At 68.0% G+C, this 22,583-nt stretch carries 16 protein-coding genes; 10 read left to right on the top strand and 6 right to left on the bottom strand.

The genetic code is table 11. From position 1 onward, the window contains the following. Window positions 1–3 precede the first annotated feature (3 nt). The gene (locus IPK85_09480; protein ID MBK8247612.1) at window positions 4–2,523 is read right to left on the bottom strand and encodes a glycoside hydrolase family 127 protein; all 2,520 of its coding nucleotides are present in this window, start codon (window positions 2,521–2,523) and stop codon (window positions 4–6) included. Window positions 2,524–2,600: 77 nt separating this feature from the next. Beyond that, window positions 2,601–3,515, bottom strand: a complete 915-nt coding sequence (locus IPK85_09485; GenBank protein ID MBK8247613.1) for a proline iminopeptidase-family hydrolase — start codon at window positions 3,513–3,515, stop codon at window positions 2,601–2,603. Window positions 3,516–3,700: 185 nt separating this feature from the next. Between IPK85_09485 and IPK85_09490 the strand changes: the two genes are divergently transcribed. After that, entirely contained in the window at window positions 3,701–4,261 is a 561-nt protein-coding gene (locus tag IPK85_09490; GenBank protein ID MBK8247614.1) for a hypothetical protein, read from the top strand. A gap of 1 nt (window position 4,262) precedes the next feature. Here IPK85_09490 and IPK85_09495 read toward each other — a convergent pair whose 3' ends face one another. From IPK85_09495 to IPK85_09510, 4 genes are all read right to left on the bottom strand, one after another. Beyond that, a complete protein-coding gene (locus tag IPK85_09495; GenBank protein MBK8247615.1) occupies window positions 4,263–5,618 on the bottom strand; it encodes a cytochrome P450 in 1,356 nt (451 codons plus the stop codon). Between the two features lie 34 nt (window positions 5,619–5,652). Continuing rightward, window positions 5,653–6,585, bottom strand: coding sequence for a dienelactone hydrolase family protein (locus tag IPK85_09500; protein MBK8247616.1), 933 nt, complete (start codon window positions 6,583–6,585; stop codon window positions 5,653–5,655). Window positions 6,586–6,722: 137 nt separating this feature from the next. Further along, window positions 6,723–8,618, bottom strand: coding sequence for an ATP-binding cassette domain-containing protein (locus IPK85_09505; protein ID MBK8247617.1), 1,896 nt, complete (start codon window positions 8,616–8,618; stop codon window positions 6,723–6,725). Between the two features lie 163 nt (window positions 8,619–8,781). Next, window positions 8,782–10,212: an amidohydrolase gene (locus tag IPK85_09510; GenBank protein ID MBK8247618.1), complete on the bottom strand. Its 1,431-nt coding sequence runs from the start codon at window positions 10,210–10,212 to the stop codon at window positions 8,782–8,784. A gap of 147 nt (window positions 10,213–10,359) precedes the next feature. Between IPK85_09510 and IPK85_09515 the strand changes: the two genes are divergently transcribed. The 9 genes from IPK85_09515 to IPK85_09555 all read left to right on the top strand — a co-directional run bounded on the left by IPK85_09515 (window position 10,360) and on the right by IPK85_09555 (window position 22,580). Further along, entirely contained in the window at window positions 10,360–11,679 is a 1,320-nt protein-coding gene (locus IPK85_09515) for a M24 family metallopeptidase (protein MBK8247619.1), read from the top strand. Continuing rightward, window positions 11,676–13,094 carry an amidohydrolase family protein gene (locus IPK85_09520; protein MBK8247620.1) on the top strand — a complete coding sequence of 473 codons (1,419 nt, stop codon included), beginning with the start codon at window positions 11,676–11,678 and terminating at the stop codon, window positions 13,092–13,094. The genes IPK85_09515 and IPK85_09520 overlap by 4 nt, the downstream gene beginning before the upstream one ends. A gap of 243 nt (window positions 13,095–13,337) precedes the next feature. Continuing rightward, a complete protein-coding gene (locus tag IPK85_09525) occupies window positions 13,338–13,967 on the top strand; it encodes an aquaporin family protein (protein MBK8247621.1) in 630 nt (209 codons plus the stop codon). A 92-nt stretch (window positions 13,968–14,059) separates the two neighbouring features. Beyond that, window positions 14,060–14,542, top strand: a complete 483-nt coding sequence (locus tag IPK85_09530) for a hypothetical protein (GenBank protein ID MBK8247622.1) — start codon at window positions 14,060–14,062, stop codon at window positions 14,540–14,542. 112 nt (window positions 14,543–14,654) lie between these two features. Next, entirely contained in the window at window positions 14,655–17,993 is a 3,339-nt protein-coding gene (locus IPK85_09535; GenBank protein ID MBK8247623.1) for a PD40 domain-containing protein, read from the top strand. A gap of 298 nt (window positions 17,994–18,291) precedes the next feature. Beyond that, the gene (locus tag IPK85_09540) at window positions 18,292–18,690 is read left to right on the top strand and encodes a BlaI/MecI/CopY family transcriptional regulator (protein MBK8247624.1); all 399 of its coding nucleotides are present in this window, start codon (window positions 18,292–18,294) and stop codon (window positions 18,688–18,690) included. Window positions 18,691–18,699: 9 nt separating this feature from the next. After that, on the top strand, window positions 18,700–19,665 hold the full coding sequence (locus tag IPK85_09545; protein MBK8247625.1) for a M23 family metallopeptidase: 966 nt from the start codon (window positions 18,700–18,702) through the stop codon (window positions 19,663–19,665). A gap of 182 nt (window positions 19,666–19,847) precedes the next feature. Then, complete coding sequence (locus IPK85_09550; GenBank protein MBK8247626.1) at window positions 19,848–21,161, top strand: hypothetical protein; 1,314 nt, start codon at window positions 19,848–19,850, stop codon at window positions 21,159–21,161. A 102-nt stretch (window positions 21,162–21,263) separates the two neighbouring features. After that, on the top strand, window positions 21,264–22,580 hold the full coding sequence (locus IPK85_09555) for a Zn-dependent hydrolase (GenBank protein MBK8247627.1): 1,317 nt from the start codon (window positions 21,264–21,266) through the stop codon (window positions 22,578–22,580). Window positions 22,581–22,583 lie beyond the last annotated feature (3 nt).

Consider the following 22,583-nt stretch of genomic DNA (forward strand, 5'->3'; position numbering starts at 1 on the left):
CGCCTAACGCTTCACGCTCCGGATCTCGTACACCGGCGCGATGCGCCCGCTTGCGTTCGCCTGGAAGCGTACGGTCACGGTGCCCTTGCCCTGCGTCAGGCCCACCGGGATGTCATAGGTGACGCGGTGAAACCCCGAGGCCGCGTGGTTCGGCACATACGGCCCCACGCTGGTGCCGTCCACGAGGATCTCGAACGGACCAAGCGGGGCGGGGAGGCCCGGCTCCACAAACATCGTGACGTCGAGTGACATCGCCGCATCGCGGGCAACTGGCAGGTCGTACGAGAACCACCCCGGGCCGTTCCGCTGGGTGCGCCCCTCGTTCCGGGCGATCGCGCGGTCAGCCGGCTCGCTGCGATAGTTCGCGGCCCGTTCCGATTCCGGATTGCCGACGATCACGGTGCCGACCGTCATCGCATCGAGCCGGGACGAGGCCTCGCGGGCGGCACGCTGGGCGGCGAGGGAATCCCGGTACTGGTCGGGCGTCTGGAGGTCGAAGTACAGCGCGTACCGACGGCGGTGGGTGCGATAGAACGGGGTGAGCGACACGTCCGGTGCCGGGGCGTCGTCATCCGAGCGACGGGCGATCCCACGGACGAGGAAGTTGCCGGGCGTTTCCGTGGACACGACCAGGTCGCTTACCTCGCGCGTCGCGGCCACCAGGACCGGCGCAGGCAGGCGCGGTGTTGTCTGTGCGTTCTCGTCGGTGCGAGTGATGCGCGGTCCCATGTCACCCGCGAGGGCCAGCGGGCCCCAGAGGATCGCCGTGACGCTCGGATCGTCCGGCGTGGGCTCCAGGTGAAGCGCCTTGGGCACCCGGAGGGTGACCGTATCTCCCGTCCGCCAGGTGCGCGTGATCGTGACGTAGGTGCTCACCGGGGCGGTGGCTTCATTGCCGGGCCCGCCGGCGCGGCCCCCCGCCACGGGGTCGCTGAGGGTGGCGAGGGCCGGCTGCGCGAGCACCGTCCCGTTCAGCTGGACCTGGAAGTCGTCGCCGGCCCAATGTGGGCGCCGCACCTTGAGCGTAAAGGTGCGCGGCGCCGGGATCGTGACGCGGATCGTGGCAGCATCGCCATCCGGGAAGTTGGTCTCGAGGGCCAGGACGGCCCTGCCCACCGTGGTCCGGGCGACGGACGGGACAAATAGGTTGAGCCAGACAGTGTCGCTGGACTCGTACCACACGCCGTCGCCATGCAGCGCGTGGCTCTCCATGCCAGAGCCCACGCAACAGGTGAAGTCGCGCTGCATATCCTGGTACTCCTGCTGCTCGCTCCGGCCCACGGGCACCATGTACGAGGTGCGCCCATCAGTGGGATCGATCGACGCCAGGATGTGGTTGAACAGGGCGCGCTCATGAAAGTCCGCGTACGCCGCATCCGGGCGCAGGGAGAAGAGCCGACGCGTCAGCTTGAGCATGTTGTACACGTTGCACGTCTCCGCCGCGCGTCCATCGACCCGGGGGGCCAGCACATCCGGTGGACCCCAGTATTCATTCAGGCCATGCCCGCCGCTGGCATAGCTGTGGTGCCGCACGACGCGATCCCAGAAGAACGACGCCGCCACGATATCCTCCATCTCCCCGGTATAGGCGTACCGCGACGCCGACCCGATGAGCTTGGGAATCTGGCAGTTGCCGTGCTTGCCCGAGAGGTTGTCCTGGTGCCGCTTGAGGGGCTGCGTGATCGCGTGATGTTCAAAGCGGTTGGAGAGACGCAGCCAGCGCGCGTCGCCCGTGTCTGCGTAGAGGTCCGCAAACACCTCGCTCATCCCGCCGAACTCCGTGAGGAGCATCTGCTGGACCTGGGCGTCGGTGAGCGGGGCGATCACCCCCTCCGCCCACGCGGCGAAGCCGATCTCGACGCGCAGCGCCAGCGCACTCCCGGCATGGCGGTACGCGTCCCGCAGCCCGGCATAGGTCTTGTGGAGCGTGTACCACGGGGACCAGAGACCGTTGAGGTCAAACCCCCCGGACTTGATCTCGCCGCGTGAGACCCTGGCAAATGCCTCGCGCAGCCCCTCGAGTGCGCCGACATATCCGTCGCCGTTCTTGCGCTGGACGACATCCAGTTCCCTCACGAGGTAGTCAGCGCGCTGCTTGAACCGCGCGTCGCCGGTCGCGCGGTACATGAGCGACACCCCGGACAGGTGATGGCCGGCGATGTGGCCCGTGAGGTTGCGTCCACCGCCGTCCCAGCCCGTGTACCCTTCAGCTTTTGGCGGCAGTCCCGCCTGCTGCCGGTAGAAGGCGAGCATCCGGTCCGGGTCCAGGGCCAGGAGGTACTCCGCGGTGACATCCTGCGTGCGCTTGAGTGGCCCGCCGGTGAGCTTGACCCGATCGAGCGGGATGGGGTGCGCCCTCGTCAGTCGCTTCTCAACTTCTCGCGGGGCCGTTGTAGCAGGCGCTGCGGTTGAATCCACGTCCCGCGTGCCCGCCGTCGCTGCCTCCGGCGAGAGGACACCCACGGCGAGGGCGGCGGTGGTGGACGCGGAGGTCCTGAGAAAGTCGCGACGGGCGGTATCCATGAGGCGGCTGCGGGTTGGCCGGACCCCGCCAAGATCCCGCCGGATCCCGCTGTTCGGCAAGGCGACCCGTGCCGCGCCTAGCGCACGTCCACCTTCCGCAACCAGTCGCGCACCTGGCGGACGGTCTCGGCCGGATTGTCGATCGTGGTCATGTGCCCGGCGCCGGGGATCAGCATGAACTCCGAGCCCTTCACCAGGCTCGCATAGTATCGCGTGGTGTTCGGCGTGGCCTCGTCGAACTCCCCGGCGGTGAACAGGGTGGGCACCGTGATCTCACCCAGGCGCGGCGTGGCATCGAACGACTTGAGGTTGCCCGTCGCCTTGAACTCACTGGGCCCCCACATCTGCATGTAGATGCTCATGTTGGTCTGGCTGAGCACGGCGCCGAGCGCGGAGTCCATCGGCGTGCGGTTCAGGTACTGCGCACTGTACGCGGCCACCGCCTGCTGGTAGGCGGGGGCCTGGTAGTCGCCCGACGCGTTTGCCTGGGCCACGGCCCGCTGGATGGTGTCGGGGAGGAGGCGCACGAGCGAATCGGCATCGTGGGTCCATCGCGCCGCGCTCAGGCAGGGGCTGGCGAAGATCACCCCGCGCACGCCACCCGGCTTTCCCTCCATGTACGACGCGGCGAGCATGGTGCCCCAGGAATGTCCATAGAGGTAGACCTCGCCCAGGCCTAACGAGTCGCGCAGCGCCTGCAGCTCGCGCCCGAAACGCTCGGTGTGCCAGAGGGCCGTGTCGGCCGGATGGTCCGAACGTCCCGTGCCCAGCTGGTCGTAGATGTAGACGGGGCGATCATCGGCAAGGGCCAACAAGGGGCGCAGGTAGTCGCTCGGCACGCCGGGGCCGCCGTGCAGGAGGATGATTGGCGTCCCGCTGCCGCCGCCCTTCATCTCGTACCAGACGCGTCCGCCGGGGACGGCGACGAAGCCCTGGCCTTCAGTGGCGGGCGTCGCCGGCCCACGTTCACGTGTCGAGCAGGCGAGCACCATGGCAGCCATGGACGCCACGGACGCCATGGACAGCGCGCGAACGAGCTCGGACCACCGTTTCGGGATACGCGACATGCGATGAGGGGCAAGGGACGACCCAAGTTGGCCCTCCCCGGTCCCGGGGCAAGGGCACGGCGGGCCTCGGTGCCGCTGGCGCGGTGCGCAGGAGGTCCGCAGCTTGCGGCATGCCCATACTCTCCCTCTTCGCGCGCCCCGCGGGCCGCGCCCTGGTCACGGCGACGCTCCTCTCGACAGGCATTTCACGGTTGGACGCCCAGGCCCCGGGCTTCGAGGTCCTCGGTTACCGCATGACCGTACCCTCGACCTGGGAGTCGCGAACGCCCTCGTCGTCCATGCGAGTCGCGGAGTTCGTGCTTCCGTCGGAAGGAGGCGAACGCGCGGAGGTCGTGGTCTACTTCTTTGGGGCGGGGCAGGGTGGCTCCCCCGAAGCCAACATCGAGCGGTGGCGGAGCCAGTTCAGTGCCCCGGCTGGTGCGTCCGTATACGAGGCGATCACGACCCTCGCCGACGCGCCCTTCCCGACGACAGTGGCCGAGTGGCGGGGGTCGTATGCGCGCGGTGTCGGGACCGGGCCGGAGTCGGGCGCGGCGCGTCCCAACCACACCCTGGTGTCGGTCATCGTCCAGGCGCCGCGCGGTTCGATCTTCGTCCAGTTGTTTGGCCCGTCGCCGCGCGTGTCCGTCGCGCGGGACGAACTCCTGCAGGCGATCCGCGGCCTGAAGTAGCCTAACGAGCGGCCGGGATCCCCCGACGGTGCAGGCGGAGCGGGATCCCGCCGCGCGGGCGCAGGGTGATGGTCGCCTGCGTCCGGACGTGGGCGCCGGGGGGCAGGCTCATGCGCCAGTCCCGGGCGATCGTCGCGAGGACGAGGACGCCCTCCATCCAGGCGAAGTGTTCCCCGATGCACATGCGGGCCCCGCCGCCGAACGGGAAGTAGGCAAACTTCGGCCGCTCGGGATCGGGGGAGCGCCAGCGCTCCGGGTCGAACCGGTGCGGGTCCGGCCACCAGCGCGGATCGCGGTGCACCACCCACTGGGACAGCACCACCAGCGCGTCCGCCGGGATCGGGAAGCCGCCGATCTCGCACGGCCCCAGCGACCGGCGGGCGACGGCCCACGCCGGCGGATACAGCCGCATCGACTCGGCGAATACCATCCGCGTGTAGGGCAGGGCCGGGACATCGTCGGCGGTGAGCGGCCTCGTCCCTAACGCGGCCGCCTCGGCGGCCACGGCGTCCGCCACCTCGGGGTGTTGCGCCAGCAGGTACCAGCTCCAGGCGAGGGCGTTGGCCGTGGTTTCGTGCCCGGCGAGGAAGAAGGTGAGGGCCTCATCCTTCACCTGCTGGTCCGTCATCCCCGACCCGTCGCCCTCGGTGTCCCGGACGCGCAGCAGCAGCGAGAGGAGGTCGGCCTGGTCTCCCGGGTTGGCCCGCCGTTCGGCAATGAGGCGGTCGACCGAGGCCAGCAGGCGCTCGGTGCTCCGCCAGAAACGTCGCGAGCTGGGGAGCGGAAGGCGCAACAGCGTGTCGCCGAACGGGAGGAAGAACGTTCGCATGAACGTCGTGAATGTCTCGTCGAGCGCGGTGGCAATGTCATCGGACTCGTGCTCGACCTCGGAACCGAACAGCGTGCTCCCGGCGATGGCCAGGGTGAGGGCGGACATCTCGGTGTGCATGTCGAGCTGCTGGCCATCCGCCCAACGACTGATGCGACGTGCGGTTAGTGCGACCATCGACTCGCCGTACCGGTTAATGTGCTGCCGGTGGAACTCCGGCTGGATCATGCGCCGTTGCCGGCGGTGCACGTCGCCTTCGGCGGTGAGCAGGCCGTCGCCGAGGAGGAGTTTCGCGCGCTCGAGGGCACGTCCCTTCTTGAAGTTCCGCTGGTTGGTGACGAGGACGTCGCGGATGAGTTCCGGGTGGCTGACGAGGTAGGTCACCTCGCGTCCGCGGGTCCTGATGTGCACCACATCTCCCGCGCGTGCGACGTCCGTCAGGTGCGCGAGTGGATCGCGCAGCAAGCGCACGAGCAGCTGGCCCGGATACGCCGGGCGCCAGCGTGGTAGCGACGATGCGGTGGTCATGTGGGTGGAAGGTCTGCCGTCTGCCGTCCGCCGTCTACGGTCTGGTCCGTTTTGTCCGGAAGAACTCCCACATCACCGCGGTCGCGTCGATGGCATCGCTGGGCGCGTTGGCGCGCTCACGCCCCGCACGTCCTCCGGGCCACGCATGGCCGTTGTCCTTGATCTGGTGCAACTCGACCGCAAGGACATCGGGGCAGCTCCAGTTCCAGTGAATCACGCGTGACTCCTCGGCTTTCGCAGGAGTGGGCGCGCAGCGCGCGGCGCGGGCCCAGTAGTCACCCTGGGCAACGTTAGGCTTCGGAGGCGTCCCGTCCCAGGACCGTCGCCCAACCCCATCCCCCAGACCCCCGGCTGGGGGAACGCTGGTGTCCAGCAGGCCGTTGAAGATGATCGCCGAGACCGGAGAGGCTGGCGAGGGTTCGTCCCCGAAGACCGCACCGACCACCGGTGCGATCGCCGCGGGGCGGTGTCGCAACTCGGCGGCGAGGCGGTGGGTCATCATCGCGCCGTTGGACATCCCGGTGATGTAGACCCGCTGGAGGTCCACCGGGAGCTCACGCGCCAGCGCGTCCAGCATCGCATCGATGAACGCGACGTCGTCCACGCGCTGGTCCATGGCGTATCCACAGCAGTGCCGGGCATTCCAGGTCAGCAACCGTTCGCCGAGACGGCCTGACCCGTTAGGGTACACGGCGACCAACCCTTCGCGTTCCACGAGGCGCGTGAAGCCGCTCATCATCTCGGCGTTGGTGGCGTTGCCGCCGCCCCCGTGAAGCACGATGACCACCGGGAACGGGCCGGAGCGATCGCGCGGCGCGCGCACCACGTAGCTGCGCTCGCGACCGTTGACCTGGATGGCACGCAGATCCCCGTCGCGCGCGCGGCGGCGCTGGGCCTGCGTTACGACTGGGACGGCAACGAGGGCGAGCGACAGGAACAGCAGGGCGCGGATGGATGAGCGTCTCATGTCTGTCAGACGGGCGCCGGCCGCGGGGTGTTAACCGGTCAGGATTTCCGCCGTGCCGGCGTCGCGCTCTACGCTCGTGGTGGGCCGCGAAAGTGGTGTCCGCCGCTCGCGCGGTGTTGGGCGACGTTCCGGGATGACTACCCGATCTCTGTCGCGATCGTCTCGAGGGCTTCCCAGCGCGAGAGATGTGCCGCCAGGGCGGCGTCCACCGACGCCAGTTGCGCCGTCGTGCGCGTGAGTGCGGCGACGTCACGCGCCACCGCCGGGTCAGACAGGGAAGCGTACAGTCCTTCGCGCTCGCGCTCCAGCGCCTCGATCTGGTCCGGGAGCGCGGCGAGCTCCGCCGTCTCCTTGAAGGACAACTTGCGCCGTTTGGCCGGGGCAGGGACCGCGACCTTCGGTTGCGCCGCGACAGGCTTCGCGGTCTCGGCGATCCTGGCTTGGCGCACACGTGCCCAGTCGGCGTATCCGCCGGCGTATTCGCCAACAACGCCCTTCCCTTCGAGCACCAACGTCGACGTGACGACGTTGTCCAGAAACGCACGATCGTGACTGACCACGATCAGCGTGCCCGTGAACTCGACGAGCAGCTCCTCGAGGAGATCCAGCGTCTCGATATCCAGGTCATTCGTCGGCTCATCGAGCACGAGGAGGTTGAAGCTCCGCGTGAACAACCGCGCCAGCAGCAGGCGATTGCGCTCGCCACCCGACAGGGTGCCGACGGGGGTTCCTGCGCGCTGGGGAGGGAAGAGGAAGTCCTGCAAATACCCGTGGACGTGCTTTCTCGATCCGCCCTGCTCAATGAAATCGGCGCCGTCCGCAATGCTATCGAACACCGTGCGCGCGGGATCGAGTTGTTCGCGCAACTGGTCGAAGTACGCGACCTCCAGCCCGGTCCCCAGCTTCACGGTCCCGCGGTCCGGGGCAAGTTCGCCGAGCAGCAGGCGGATGAGCGTGGTCTTGCCCGACCCGTTGGGGCCGATCAGGCCGACGCGATCACCGCGCATGATCGTGGTGTTGAGGTCACGGACGATGGCGCGTTCTCCGCGCGCAAAACTGACCCCCTGCGCCTCGACCACCAACCGGCCGGAGCGATCCGCTTCCTGCGCCTGCAAACGCGCGGTCCCCACGCGGTCGCGACGTCCCTGTCGTTCAACGCGCAGGGCCTCGAGGGCACGCACCCGTCCTTCGTTCCGCGTCCGACGCGCGCGGATGCCGGTCCGGATCCAGACTTCCTCTCTCGCGAGTTTCTTGTCGAACTCCGCCCATTCCTTGTCCTCGGCGTTCAGTGCGTCGGCCTTGCGCTCCAGGTAGGTGTCGTAGTCGCCACCCCAGTCCCGCAACCGTCCACGGTCCAACTCGACGATGCGTGTGGCCACGCGGCGCAGGAAGGTCCGGTCGTGGGTGACGAAGAGCAGGGTCGTCCCGCGATCGATCAGGAGCTGCTCCATCCACTCGATCGTGTCGGCATCGAGGTGGTTGGTCGGCTCGTCGAGCAGGAGGACGTCGGGTTGCTGCACCAGGGCGCGGGCCAGGAGCGTCTGGCGCTTGCGACCGCCGGAGGACACGTCGAACGGTGCGTCCGCATCGAGGCCGAGGTGATCGAGGACGGTCTCCACACGCACGTGCAGCTGCCAGGCACTGGCGGCATCAAGCGCTTGGTGCAGCCGGTCCAGCTCGCGCAGCGACGCGTCACTCCCCTCCGCCGCGACGCGATGGCTGGCCTGGTGATACCGGGCCAGCAGTTGACCGAGGTCGCCGAGTCCCGCGGCGACGACGTCGAACGTCGAGCCCAACACGCCAGCTGGGACTTCCTGCTCCAATCGCGCGACGGTGACGCCGGTCTGGCGGACCACCTCGCCGCGATCCGGCGTGATGGATCCGTCCAGCAGCTTCATGACCGTGCTCTTGCCCGCCCCATTGCGCCCCAGCAGGCAGACGCGTTCTCCCGGTTCGATGGAGAAGGTGGCCTGATCGAGGAGTGGAGGCCCCCCGAAGGCGAGGGTCAGGTCTTTCAGGCCGAGCAGGGCCATGGAGCAGTTGCGAGGGGAATGACAGCGAGCCGACCCGAGGTTCCGCGGAGAACTTGTGGGTGGTCGTGGTGTCTCGGAGAGGAATGTACCGAAGGCGGTCGTCTCGAAGCCCCCGATGCGAGGCACGGGGGCGCGAGAAGCGCCGGTGGCTCCAGTCGGCGCCCTACTTTCGGTAGTCCAGCGCCGGCTTGTCCCGGTCGAGCCGCGTCTTGTAGACAAACCCCGGACCGCGACGACGATCGAACTCCTCCTTCGCCTTCACGAGGTGCTGGGGATCGGTGAAGAGATCCATCGTCGTGAGCGTCATTGTCTTCGCCGCGACCATCATCCCCTTCGCGCCGATCGACATCCCGCCAGCCGCCACGGCCTGCCACGAATGCGCCGCCGTTCCCGGCACCCAGGTCGCCGCACTGAGCTGCACCGTGGGCACGGTCCAGCTTACGTCGCCCATGTCCGTGGAGGCCGGGTCCACGCTCATCGTGGTCCACGGAATCACGGTGGCCTCGCTTCCCAATGGGAGCAGGTCGCCGGTCATCGACTTCCGGACCTCCTCCGCGAAGGCCCGCTCCTCCGGTGTGTAGGTGTAGCCGCCTACGCGCTTGAGGTTCTTCTCCTGCACGCGCGTCAGGTACTCGTTGCCCAGCACGTTGTACACCGCACCGATCGTCTCCTGTTCGACCGTGGTCCCGGTGCCTAACGCTGCGCCCTTGGACGCCTGGATGATGCGCTCCCAGATCCCGTCCAAGATGCGCATGTCGTTGTGCCGGGCGTACACGAACACCTCGGCGAAATCCGGCACGACGTTCGGGGCGCGCCCCCCGTTGGTGATGACGTAGTGGATGCGCGTCTCCTGCGGGACATGTTCGCGCATCAGGTTGATCATGTGCGTCATCGCCTCGACGCCGTCGAGGGCCGAGCGTCCGCGCTCGGGGGCCATCGCCGCATGGGCTGACACCCCGCGGAACCGGAACTTGGCCGAGACGTTGGCGAGGGTCGAGTTGGCGTCCGCTTGGTTGCGATCGGCGGGATGCCAGGCGACGACGGCGTCCACGTCCTTAAAGAGGCCTGCACGGACCATGTAGACCTTTCCTGAGCCACCCTCCTCCGCCGGGGTCCCATAAAAGCGGAGGGTGCCCCGGATGTTGTTGGCCTGCATCCATTCCTTGACGGCGATCGCCGCGGCCGTGGACGCCGTGCCAAACAGGTGATGGCCGCACCCGTGCCCGGCTCCGTTTTCAATGACTGCCTTCTTGAACGGCGTCGCATCCTGCGACAAGCCGGGCAGCGCGTCGAACTCACCCACGATCCCGATCACGGGCTTGCCACTTCCATAGGAGGCGATGAAGCCGGTCGGTTCGTCGGCCACCCCGGCCTGGATCGCGAAGCCCGCCTGCCTGAGCTGCGACTGGAGCAAGGCGCTCGACTGGACCTCCTGGTACCCCACCTCGGCGAAGCCCCAGATCTGCTTGGCGATCCCGGCGTATTGCGCGGCCTTCGCATCGAGGGACGCGAGGACGGCAGCCCCCGGATCACGCGGCTGGGCCGGAACGGCGGGAGCGAGTGCGAGGGCGCTGAGGGCGATAAGGCGACGCATGGCGGGTCGGGTGTCGGGGGGCGGATCTCGGGTGACGCTACCGGAGCGACCGGCGGGGGTCAACGGCCGGTCCCCCTCGAGGGTCCGCGGTGGCATACTTGACGCATGACTTCCCGATCCCTGCTCCTCGCGCTCGCCATCCCCGCCATGGCGACGGCGCAAGACCGCCCCATGCGTCGCACGGCCCCCGTGCGCACGCCCGAGTTGCCCACCCTGCCGCCCTGGTCCCAGCAGATCGCCATCCGGGAGGGCTGGCTCAACAAGCGGCACGGCATGCTCCTCGACATGATGCGTCGCCACGACATCCAGATGTGGATCGTGGTGAATGAGGAGTTCCATGACGACCCCGTCACGCAGTACATCGCGCCACCGCGCCCGTACACCGGCAACCGGGACTTCTTCATCTTCGTCGACACCGGGGGCGCGACGCTCAAGCGCGTGGCGGTGACGGGCTACTCCGAGGACAACCTCAAGCGCTGGTTCGAGTCGCCGGACGAACCCAAGCCGATCAACATCGTGTTGCCGGAGTTGTACGATCGCTTCCGGCCGAAGCGCGTGGCGATGAACTACGGCGGACGCCGCGGGGTGACCCGATCGCTCACGCGCGACACCTACGTCGACCTGGTGAACCAGCTGGGGCCGGAGGGGCAGCAACGTGTCGTGAGTGCGGCCGACCTCATTGAGGAGTACCTCGACACGCGCATCCCGGAAGAGATGGAGTACTACACCAAGGTGGTGCACCTCACGGAGGTGCTGGCGCGCCGTGCGCTGTCCAGTGAGGTCATCGTGCCGGGCAAGACCAAGGTTGGTGACGTCCGGAACTGGCTGTACGATGCACTTGGCGCCGCCGGAGTCCGGACCTGGTTCCAGCCCGACCTGCGCGTGCAACGCCCGGGGATGGGAAAGGCCACCTCGCGGGGGTTCCTTGCCGTGGCGCCAGAAAGCACCACGATCCAGCGTGGTGACGTGATGCATCTGGACTTTGGGGTGACCGCGATGGGCTTTGACACCGACTGGCAGAAGATGGCGTACGTGCTCAAGCCCGGCGAACGCGATGTGCCGGCGGGGCTCAAGGCGGCGATGAAGAACACCAACACGCTGCAGGATGTGGTGATGAAGAAGTATTCGCGGCCGGGCGCGCTCGTGTCCGATGTGTACGACTCCACGATGGCCGAGATGAAGCGACTGGGGATCACGGCGCAGGTGTATTCGCACCCGATCGGTGCACAAGGTCACGGACTCGGCGCGGCGATCGACTTCCGCTCGGCGCAGCGCCCCGAGCTCGGCGCGTCGGGCAAGCGGCTGCGAAAGGGGTCGTATATCTCGATCGAGCTAAATACGCGGACGCCGGTGCCCGAGTGGGGCGGACAGGAACTGTTTGTGATGATGGAAGACGACGCCCACCTGACCGATGACGGGTGGGTCTTTCACCGTCCACGCCAGGAGGCGTGGTACCTGATCCGATGATGCGACGCTTCCTTTGGGGCGCGGCCTTCGCTGCGGCTCCTGTGGCCGGTGCGCAGGCACCGGTGGTGATCACGAACACCTCGATCGTGGACGTCGAGACGGGGCGCGTGCGCGCGGGTCAATCCATTCGCGTCGAAGGAAATCGCATTCGCGAGATCGGGCCCACGGGGCAGTTGCGCGTCCCGGCTGGTGCGCGCGTGGTGGACGGCACGGGGCGCTTTGTCATCCCCGGGCTCTGGGACATGCACGTGCACGCCACCGGCTTCGGTATCGATCGCCTGTTCCAGCCCGTGCTCGTGGCCAACGGCGTCACCGGAATGCGTGACATGTGGGGGCAGCTCGCTGCGGCGGACTCTATGCGCGCGGCCATCGCGCGGGGCGAGGTGGTCGGTCCCCGCACGGTCATCTCAGGTCACATCCTGGACGCCGCCCCGGCGATCTGGCCGGGGAGCCTCGGCATCAAGGGCGCGGACGCCGCACGGCGCGCCGTCGACTCGTTGGCGAAAGCGGGGGCGGCATTCATCAAGGTGTACTCGCGGCTGAATGAGGAGGAGTTCCGCGCGGCCGGCGAGCAGGCCAAGCGGAACGGACTCCACTTCGCAGGCCACGTGCCGAGCCTCGTGACCGTGGATGAGGCTGTGGCGCAGGGGATGCGCACCATCGAGCATCTCCAGCAGTTCACGACGGCGTGTTCGTCGCGCGAGGCCGAGTTGCGGCAGCAGTATCGCGATGCGGTCGCGTCCCCCAAGAGCTGGGACTCGGCAGCGGTCATGGGCCGCGCACAGCTGAGTATTCAGGTGGAGACGTTCGATGCGGCACGCTGCGCCGCGCTCGCGACCCGCGTCGCGCGCAGCGAGACCTGGCTCGTGCCGACGTTCACGGTGCTGCGATCGGTCGCCTACCTGGACGACAGCACCCTCAAGCAGGACCCGCGACTCGCCTACATCCCGAAGTTCTTCAGTGCGTCGTGGGACCCCAAGCAGGATTTCCGCTTCCGCGCGATCACACCACAGGGTTGGGCCGATCGCAAGCGCATCTACGCACGCCAGCTCGAGATCGGGCGCCTCATGCACCGTGCCGGGGTCAAATTCCTCGCCGGCACCGACCTGTCGAATCCGTGGATCTTCCCCGGCTCCTCGCTCCACGATGAGCTGGCCCACTTCGTGGCCATCGGGATGACACCGCTGCAAGCGCTCCAAACGGCGACCCTTAACCCCGCCCGCTTCTACGCCGCCGTGGACTCGATGGGGACCGTGGGTGTCAACAAGGTCGCCGATCTCGTCGTGCTTGATGGCAATCCGCTGGTCGACATCCGGAACGTCACTCGCGTGTTTGCCGTGGTCGCGAACGGCCGGTTGATCGATCCCCAGCAACGTGCTGCGTTGCTGAAGGACGCCGAGGCGCGCGCGAAGTAGGAGTCATGCGGCGAGTGCCGCCCGCGGCGCTTGCCTCGGGTCACGGCGCGGTAAACGGCTTGTCTCGCGAACCGGTGCACGGGACCGAACCCTTACCTTGTCCGCCCCGACGCGCCAGATTGGCGGCGCCTAAGGGTGCCGCGGCGGGGAGGAGGATCAGCGCGCCCGACCGTGAGCCACGGGGCGTGGTGGGTTCCCTGACCCGTGTGGTGCCCGTCCCAACCCCCTCAGACGGAGCCCCTCATGAAGAACATGCTCACCGAGTTCATCGGGACCTTTTTCCTGGTCCTCACGATCGGACTCACCGTGACGGCCGGATCCCAGTTCGCCCCGCTGGCGATCGGGGCATCGTTGATGATCATGGTGTATGCCGGTGGACACATCTCGGGGGGACACTACAATCCGGCGGTTTCACTCGCGGCGATGATGCGGGGCGCGCTGCCGTCGTCGCAGTACGTGCCGTACGTGATCAGCCAGGTCCTGGGTGCGCTCGTCGCATCGATCCTCGTCTACGTCATCACGGGCAAAACCTTCGCCCCAATGCCTGGTGCCGACGCGACCACGTTAGGCGCGCTGCTCGTTGAGATCCTCTATACCTTCGCCCTCTGCCTCGTGGTGCTCAACGTTGCCGTGGCGAAGAAGACGCAGGGGAATTCGTTCTACGGCCTCGCGATCGGCTTCACCGTGGTCGTGGCGGCGTTCGCTGGCGGCGGCATCTCCGGCGGGGCGTTCAACCCAGCGGTGGGCGTCGGCCCGACGATCATCAATGCGATGATGGGCGGCGGGTCGTGGAGTGCGCTGTGGTTGTATCTCGTCGGTCCGCTGGTGGGTGGTGCACTCGCGGCGACGGTTTTCGGGATCCAGGAAGGGTAGTTCCCCAGATCGGCCCGCTTCGTGCGTCCCGCGCAAGGCTCAGACGCACGAAGGGGGACCGGTCGTGTCGGGGTGGGATGTATCTTCTCCGCATGAGTTTCCGCGCTGCTTTCGCCCTCGGTACGGTGGCACTGCTCGTGGCGGCGCGCGTTGGCGCACAGCCCACGCAGTATTGTGTCGAGGCTCATCGTTTCATGACCACGGACCGCCGCATGGCCGCCGAGGTGGAGCGAGATACCATCGATGACTGGCGCACGGGTCAGAAGGTGGTCGGGTGCCGCGTGACCGCGGCTGGGCTCACGAAGGACGGCGTGAAGCGCGCGGCCGAGCTTTTCTACGAGCGACTGCGCGCCAGCGGCTGGACGCGCACCCCGGATCCCCGCGATGCGCCCAACGAGGCATCGCTCCGGTATCGGAAGGGTGGCGCGGACTGCCTGTTCAATGTCTATCGCGACGGCACGCTCATGACCGAGGCCGAGGGGCGCGTGAGTGAGGCGCGGGTTCCCGGTCCCGGCGAAGAGCGATTCGGGATCTTCGCTATGTGCATGCGGACGATGCCGGCCCGGCCCCGCTAAGGTCCGGCGGAGACCCGCTCCTGGCCTGATCGAGAGGCCGTCTCCCAATACTTGCGACGCGGTGGTTCAGCGACGACGTTCGCGCGGACCCCACCACCAGGGAACGCGCTCCATGCTCCGCCCCGTCCTTGCCGTTGCCCTCCTCGCCCCGCTGGCCCTCGTTGCGCAGGCGCGTCCCGACACCGCCCGCTGGGATGTCACCCAGGCGCGCGGCACCACGCGCTCGATCGACTTCACCACGAGCGAGGGCACCTGGATGGCGCCCGACCTCGCGCCCGATGGGTCGTGGATGGTCTTCGACCTCCTGGGTCACGTGTATCGGATGCCCGTGGCCGGAGGTGAGGCGACGGCGCTCACGCAGAACAGCGGCGTCGCACTGAACTTCCAGCCGCGTATCTCGCCCGACGGCCGGACGATTGCGTTCATCAGTGACCGCCGCGGGCAATACAACCTCTGGCTGATGAACGCGGACGGCTCGAACCCGCGTCCGGTCTTCACCGACCTCAACGCGACCGCCTTCGAGCCGACGTGGACCCCCGACGGGCAGTACATCATCGTGCGGAAGGGCGGGCGTGGCGGCGGGGAGGGCGCACCTGCACCAGGCGGTTTGTGGATGTATCACAAGGACGGCGGCCAGGGCGTCTCGCTGGTCGCGGCTGGCACGGGCGGGAACAATGGCGCCCCGCAGTGGCCGAGTGTGTCCGGGGATGGGAAGTACCTCTATTACCAGGTGAGCATGAACGTCGAGGACGGCGAGCCCTTGTCGGGCACGCGCCAGGTCCGGCGTTTCACCTTCAAGGACGGGGAGCGCCTCGACATCACGGCGGGAGAGAGTGGCAGCGCGGCGGCCGCACGCTTCTCGTCAGGCGGTGCGGCGGCGCCCGAGGTATCGCCGGACGGACGGTGGCTGGCGTTCGCTCGGCACATCCCGGACGGCACCCTGCGCTTCAAGACGCATGAGTTCGGGCCACGCACGGCCCTCTGGCTGCGGGACCTGCGCACCGGCGCGGAACGCCTCCTCATGGACCCGATCGAACCCATGATCGGCAGCGGCTCCAAGACCATCGGCGTGTTGCCGCGCTACGTGTGGGCGCGCGATGGGCGATCGATCCTCATCACGCAGGGCGGCAAGCTGCGACGGGTCGACGTGTCGTCGGGACAGGTGAACACCATCCCGTTCACGGCGCGGGTGCAGCGTACCCTCTCGCAGATGGCCCGCAAGGAGTTCCGCATCAGCGATGACCCGGTGCAGGCGAAGTTCCTCCGTTGGCCGTCGTCCAGTCCCGATGGGCGCACGATCGCCTTCCAGGCCATCGGGCGCGTCTACGCGCAAAACGGCGCGAACGGCACACCCCGTCGATTGACCGCAGCGCCATTCGCCCCGCTCGAGTTCGCACCGGCCTGGTCACCCGATGGGCGCTGGATATCGTTTGTCACCTGGGATGACACCGGACGCGGGCACCTGTGGAAGGTGCCGGCCACGGGCGGGATGCCCCAGCGGCTGACGCGCGATCCCGGGGATTACACGGACCCCGTCTGGAGCGCCGACGGTCGCTCCGTGATCGTCGCTCGGGGTGAGGGTGCCACCGCGCGGGGGCGCACGATGACCCACAACGTCTGGTTCGACGTCGTGCGCTTTGATGCCAACGCCGGCGCCGCCGGTGACTCGGGCGTTGCCATCGCCCTGATCAATCGGCCAAGTGGGATGGCGATCAGCGGTGAGGCACGTCGACAACTGCCGCGGCCCTCGGTGGGACCCGACGGTCGCGTCTTTTGGCCCGAGGAACGCGCGGGATCGGCAGGAGCACGCGGTGGCACTGCGCTGATCTCCGTGGCAGCGGACGGGAGCGATAAGCAGGAACACCTCTCCTTCCCCGCCGCGGACGAGATCATCCCCTCGCCGGATGGTCGCTTTGTCGCGTTTGCCGAAGGCGACAACGTGTACGTCGCCCCGATGGCCTGGGGCGGGATCGGCGGCGATGCGCAGCGCATCGAGAAGCGTCGCGGGCAGTTTCCCGTCACGGCGCTCACGCGCGACGGTGGGCTGTTCCCGCGCTGGCGCGACAACACAACCCTGGAGTACGGAAGCGGCGTCGCATTCTACGTCCACCACATGACCACCGGCCGCACCGATACCCTGAAGCTGGCGCTCAGCGTACCGCGTGCCGTCCCCACCGGGACGGTGGCGCTCACCAATGCCCGCATCGTCACGCTCAACAAGCGCGAAGTCATCGAGCGCGGCACGATCGTCGTCACCGGGAGCCGCATCACCTGCGTGGGCCGTTGCTCAACGAGTGGCATCGACCGGGTCATCAACGTGAGCGGCAAGACGATCATTCCGGGGATCGTCGACATGCATGCGCACCACTATCGCGAGTGGCGCGGGATGCGCCCTCGGCACGACTTCGAGCAGGCCATCTATCTCGCCTACGGGGTGACGACCACCCTGGATGTGTCCATGTACTCGCAGAACATGTTTCCGACCGCCGAGTTGATCGAGGCCGGGGAGATGATCGGGCCGCGCGGCTTCAGCACCGGCGACAACATCACCGCGGGGGACGCCGCGCGGGCGAACGAGGTCAACAACCCGCGGGACGCGCTGGCGATGGTGAAGAAGATGGCTGACTGGGGGGCCGTCTCCATCAAGCAGTACGCTCAACCGCGCCGCGACCAGCGCCAGTGGATGGCGGAAGCCTCGCGCCAGGTCGGGATGAACGAGACCTCGGAGGGCGGCTTCTTCTTCGAGAACCTGGGCTTCATCATGGATGGACAGACCGCCTGGGAGCACGCCTTCAGCGAGGTCCCCATGTACTCGGACGGGGCCAAGTTCCTCGGCAAGGCGGGGGCGACCTACTCGCCGACGCTGGTGGTCGCCGGTCCGGGGGCGTGGAGCATCGAGTATTGGTTCCAGGAGTCCGACGTCTGGAAGGACGCCAAGCAACGCAAGTGGTTCCCGTGGCGACAGCTGGTCCCGCACACCCGCGTGCGCACCCTGCGTCCGAAGACCGACTATGCGTGGGGACTGATCGCACAGGCGATGGCCGACATCATCGCCGAGGGCGGCTGGGGCGCGTTAGGCAGTCACGGGGAGCACCATGGGCTGGCGCCGCACTGGGAGTTGTGGATGGGCGCGTCCGCGTTAGGCAATCACGGCGCCCTGGAGGTCGCTTCGCTGCATGGGGCGCGGTTCCTCGGGGCCGACAAGGACCTCGGCAGCCTGGAGGTCGGGAAGCTGGCGGACCTGGTGGTGCTTAACGGGAACCCGCTGCAGGACATCCGGAAGACCGCCGATGCGCAATTCGTCATGAAGGGCGGCCGCCTGTACGATGCGATGTCACTCGATGAGGTGTGGCCACGCCAGGTGCCCTTTGGCCCGACGTATTGGGTGAACGATGACGCCCTGCAGTCGAATACCAAGGGGACGGACTGGTACGACCGGAAACGCCCTTAAGGCGCTGGCGGGCTCGGCGGGTGACCTCCCGCCGGGCCCGGCCCGACGGGAGGCGGTCGCGCCCCGCGCGCTCGCCGCCTCCCGCCCGGGTGACCACCGCCATTGCTGCGGGTGACACCCGTCAATCCACCGCTCGCCACCGGTACGAAACGAATGGTCCCAGCCCCAAGACCCTCCGGGCAACTCCGGGGTCTGACCTGCTGCGCCCCCCTGAGAAACCCGGCCCCGCAAACCGTCGTACAGGCCACGGTGTCGAAGGTGCACCCCGTTTCGTTCCCGCAGCCCGTGAGAGCCGACCATGCAGATCCCCGTCCACCTCACCGATCTTCAGCTTGCCATCGTCCGACTGCTTTGGGACCGGGGTGAGTGTACCGTGGTCGACGTCCAGGAAGGGCTGATGCCCGACCGTAGCCTGGCCCAGACCACGGTCGCGACGCTGTTGACGCGCCTTGAAAAGCGGGGAGTCGTCAGCCACCGCACGGTCGGGCGCCAGTTCATTTACAAGGCGGAAGTCACCGAGCCGGTCGTGCGCCACTCCATGGTCGGCGAGCTCACCAATTCGCTGTTCCAGGGCCGTGCTACGGCCCTCATCTCGCACCTCCTCGTCGAGCGCGAGATTGACCGGGAAGAGCTGGGTGAGGTGAAGCGGCTGATCGCCCTCGCTGAAGAACGGAGCTACCTGCAAGTCGCGTCCTGACGGCGCGAGGTGGTGGTCGCAGAAGGGAGGTACGACCGCGGCTTTCCGCTCCTCCGCCACGTTCTCGACGCGTCGAGCCGGCACCTGCGGGAGCCCACGCTCCGTGGCCTGGTTGGTGTGCTGGGGGTGATGGGAGCGGCGGCCACGGCGGGGGCGCAAGACGCCGGGTGTGGCACCATCGAGCTCGCGCCCGCCGTGCCAACGCCGGGGCACTTCTTTCGCGTGCACCTGACGGGGGTGGTCGGGCGCCCGATCGGTGCGGAGGCCTTTGGCGAGCCACTTCACCTGGGCGCCGACTCCCTTGGTGCCATGAGCGCCCTCGCTGCGGCGCCGATTGATGCCTCAGAGGGGCAGGTGATCGTGACCTGTGACCGAAATGGGACAACGGCCACGAGCACGGTTAAGGTGTCACTCGCGCCCGCCAGCTACCCCGTGGAACGTCTTCGCGTGGATCCGCGGTTTGTCGACCCGCCCGACAGTACCCTGGCGGCGCGCATCGCGCGCGAGTCGGCACGGGCCGGGGCCGTCGCGCGGGAGGCGCATGCAACGCCTCGCCTCTGGCAGGACCCGTTTCGTGCCCCGCGGCCGTCCCGCGTAGCCAGTGGATACGGTCGTGCTCGCATGTTCAACGGCGCACTGCAAAGTCGCCATCTGGGCACGGACTACGCGGGGACCATGGGGGCGCCGGTGCGCGCGCTCAACCGGGGAGTCGTCCGAATCGTTGGCGCGTTCTACTATGGGGGCCGCGTGGTGTACATCGACCATGGAGCCGGCGTGACGACCGCGTACCTGCACCTTTCACGGCATCGCGTGGCGGAGGGGGATACCGTGGCCCGTGGGCAGGTGATCGGCGACGTGGGGGCGACCGGCCGCGTGACCGGGCCGCACCTCCACCTGATCACGCGGTATGGCGGCCACAGCCTGGATGCGTTGTCTCTCCTCAAGCTGACGGCGCCGTCGGCGCCCAGCCGCTGATCGTCGAGACTCTGGCCGCGGCACCGGGCGGCGCGCGCCGCTGGCGACGCGGAGTCATGACCCGGGCGGGGACCGTCACGCTGCGCGACGGACCTATCGATTTCCTGACATGGAGGTTCAAGAACGCTTGATGGGTTGGCCGATACGGGGCTGGCAGGCCTTCACCTCCAGCATCCGCTCCCATGCCGACCGCTCGTCTCGTCCTCCTCGCCATCGTCCTGTGTCCGGCGACCGCCGCTGCCCAGCATCCGCCCGAGAAGGTGCCCCCCAAGAAGGTGACGCAGGTGGAGGCCCATGGGGCGGTCGCCCACCCTGCGCCGGCCGTGAAGGGTGATCACGGGGCCGCACCAGCCGGTGACGCGAGTTCCTCGTGTGCGTCGCTGTCGCCCATGCGCTCGGAGGGTCCGGTGTTTCCGGAGACGGCTGGCCCGGGCTTCGCGTCGTTTGTCGACCCTTCGGTCCGGATTGAGGGACGCGAGCGCGTGATGATCGGGTGCCGGTCGTTTGTAGCGCCCTTTGCGGCGCTGGACGGCTCGCTGGGTCCCATCGCCATCGGGGACGACTCCAACATCCAGGACAACGTGATGGTCTCCGGCAAGCTGGTCGTGATCGGGGATCACGTGAGCATCGCGCACGGGGCGACCATCGTTGGCCCGGCGTCGATCGGCGCCCGCGGCGGCAAGTCTGCGTTTGTTGGATTTAACTCCATCGTCGACGGCGCGATGGTGGAGCCCGATGCCATGGTGACCCACCTGGCCAAGGTGTCGCCGGGGATCATCATCCGCGGGGGCAAGAAAGTGCTGCCGGGCAAGTGGATCCGCACGCAGCAGGAAGCCGATGACCCGGCGCTGGGCAAGGTGGCCCCCGTGACCGACGCGGACCGCGCCTTCATGGCCGGGGTGCTGCACGTGAATGGGAGCTTTGCCGCCGGGTACACCGACCTGTTCCACACGGCGCCGGCCCAGGTGCGCGGCGTGGGCCGCGATCCGGGGCACTCGGACTTCAACCACGATGCGGACCAGCCGAAGTTTGCCGGGAGTGCGATGTCTCGCCCGGACTCCAAGCTGCGGATCGTTGGTGGTGTCGACATGGCGGACTCGCTGTCGGTCGTCGAGGCCAAGGCGGGGCGCAACGTGGCGATCCGTGCCGACGAAGGAGAGCATTTCCACTTCGGCCTCGTGGGGCGCCTGCAGGACCGGGTCACCTTTCATGCCCTCGAACACACCGACATCACGATCGGGGACCGCGATGCCTTCGGCTATCACGTGGTCGTGCACGGCGGGCCGGACGACGGGTCGGACCCGCATGAACTCACCCGGATCGAGGACGACGTGGTGGTGAAGGATTGGGCCGTCGTTTTCCGCTCCAAGGTCGGGAAGGGGGTCGTGATTGGGACGCGCGCCTATGTGGATGGCTCGCATCTCGCCCCGGGCACGGTCGTGCCGGACCGCGCGATCATGATCAACGACAAGATCGTCGGCTACGTGGAGTGGTAGGCTGAGCGGGCGGCGGGGGAACGGAGGTTGACAATCGCGGGCGGGACCAGAGCTTGATCACTGCGTCTGCGCCCGACGTCCTCCCCCCTCCACTCGCTGTCCATGCCGTCTCGCCGTGAGTTCTCCCGCACGTCATTGGCCGCCCTCGGCGCCGCGGCCCTGGGCCGGTGGCCGGGCGTCGATCGACACGTCCACCAGGGCGTCAGGGTAAATGGGGAGCGCCTGAACGGACATCTCAAGGCGCTCTCCGCTTTTGGCGCCAACCCGCAGGGTGGCGTGAGCCGCGTCGCCTACAGCGAGTACGACAAGCAGGGGCGCGAGTACGCAATGGGGCTCATGCGAGCGGCCGGCTTGACCGTCACGATAGACACCGCCGGCAATATCCATGGGACCCGCGCGGGCTCCGACCCGGCGCGCAAACCGCTCTGGTTCGGGTCTCACATCGACTCGGTCCCGGAGGGCGGGAACTACGATGGCCCGGTCGGCAGCCTGGGGGCGATCGAGGTTGCCCAGACCCTGCAGGAACGAGGGATCATCACCCGGCACCCATTGCATGTGGTGCTCTTCCAGAACGAGGAGGGCGGGACGGTTGGCAGTCGGGCCGTGGTCGGTGAGCTGCACGAGGCGGACCTCGACCTTGGCAGCCGGAGTGGCAAGACGATCCGGAACGGGATCACGTTCATCGGTGGGAACCCCGCCAGGCTCGCCGAAGCTCGCAAGCAGCCCGGTGAGGCCGCCGCCTACATCGAGTTGCACATCGAGCAGGGGGGCAATCTCGACAAAGAGCAGCTGAATATCGGCGTGGTCGAGGGGATCGTCGGCATTGGCTGGTGGGACGTGACCATCGAGGGGTTTGCGAACCACGCCGGGACGACCGCGATGAACGACCGACGCGATGCCATGCTCGCCTTCGCGCGCTACACCGACATGGTGAATCGCGTCGTCACCAGCGAGCCGGGCCGCCAGGTCGGTACCGTGGGGATGGTGATGGCCTTCCCGGGGGCGCGTAACGTCATCCCGGGCAAGGTGCAGTGTTCGCTCGAGCTGCGCGACCTCGACAACGCCAAGATCACGCGCTTGTTCGAGAAGGTACGGACGGAATGCGTGGAGATTGGCAGGGCCACGGGCACAACCTTCAGCTTTCAGTCGACGCACCAATCCGCGTCAGCGATGTGCGATCCCGGGATCATGGCGACGATCGCCTCCCAGGCGAAGGGACTTGGTCTGTCGCACCGCCCCATGCCGAGTGGTGCGGGGCATGACGCGCAGCACATGGCCAAGGTCTGCCCCTCAGCGATGATCTTCGTCCCCAGCATCAAGGGGATATCGCACGCCCCGCAGGAATACTCCACGCCGCAAGACATCACCAACGGCGCGAACGTCCTCCTGCAGACCCTGCTGGCCCTCGACACGAAGTAATCC

It is taken from the genome of Gemmatimonadota bacterium (assembly GCA_016712265.1).
Classification (GTDB): Bacteria; Gemmatimonadota; Gemmatimonadetes; order Gemmatimonadales; family Gemmatimonadaceae; genus RBC101.

Excerpts from the sequence above, each read along its gene's own strand:
- IPK85_09480 (MBK8247612.1), bottom strand. The coding sequence starts at position 2,523 with ATGGATACCGCCCGTCGCGACTTTCTCAGGACCTCCGCGTCCACCACC.
- IPK85_09485 (MBK8247613.1), bottom strand. The coding sequence starts at position 3,515 with ATGGTGCTCGCCTGCTCGACACGTGAACGTGGGCCGGCGACGCCCGCC.
- IPK85_09490 (MBK8247614.1), top strand. The coding sequence starts at position 3,701 with ATGCCCATACTCTCCCTCTTCGCGCGCCCCGCGGGCCGCGCCCTGGTC.
- IPK85_09495 (MBK8247615.1), bottom strand. The coding sequence starts at position 5,618 with ATGACCACCGCATCGTCGCTACCACGCTGGCGCCCGGCGTATCCGGGC.
- IPK85_09500 (MBK8247616.1), bottom strand. The coding sequence starts at position 6,585 with ATGAGACGCTCATCCATCCGCGCCCTGCTGTTCCTGTCGCTCGCCCTC.
- IPK85_09505 (MBK8247617.1), bottom strand. The coding sequence starts at position 8,618 with ATGGCCCTGCTCGGCCTGAAAGACCTGACCCTCGCCTTCGGGGGGCCT.
- IPK85_09510 (MBK8247618.1), bottom strand. The coding sequence starts at position 10,212 with ATGCGTCGCCTTATCGCCCTCAGCGCCCTCGCACTCGCTCCCGCCGTT.
- IPK85_09515 (MBK8247619.1), top strand. The coding sequence starts at position 10,360 with ATGGCGACGGCGCAAGACCGCCCCATGCGTCGCACGGCCCCCGTGCGC.
- IPK85_09520 (MBK8247620.1), top strand. The coding sequence starts at position 11,676 with ATGATGCGACGCTTCCTTTGGGGCGCGGCCTTCGCTGCGGCTCCTGTG.
- IPK85_09525 (MBK8247621.1), top strand. The coding sequence starts at position 13,338 with ATGAAGAACATGCTCACCGAGTTCATCGGGACCTTTTTCCTGGTCCTC.
- IPK85_09530 (MBK8247622.1), top strand. The coding sequence starts at position 14,060 with ATGAGTTTCCGCGCTGCTTTCGCCCTCGGTACGGTGGCACTGCTCGTG.
- IPK85_09535 (MBK8247623.1), top strand. The coding sequence starts at position 14,655 with ATGCTCCGCCCCGTCCTTGCCGTTGCCCTCCTCGCCCCGCTGGCCCTC.
- IPK85_09540 (MBK8247624.1), top strand. The coding sequence starts at position 18,292 with ATGCAGATCCCCGTCCACCTCACCGATCTTCAGCTTGCCATCGTCCGA.
- IPK85_09550 (MBK8247626.1), top strand. The coding sequence starts at position 19,848 with ATGCCGACCGCTCGTCTCGTCCTCCTCGCCATCGTCCTGTGTCCGGCG.
- IPK85_09555 (MBK8247627.1), top strand. The coding sequence starts at position 21,264 with ATGCCGTCTCGCCGTGAGTTCTCCCGCACGTCATTGGCCGCCCTCGGC.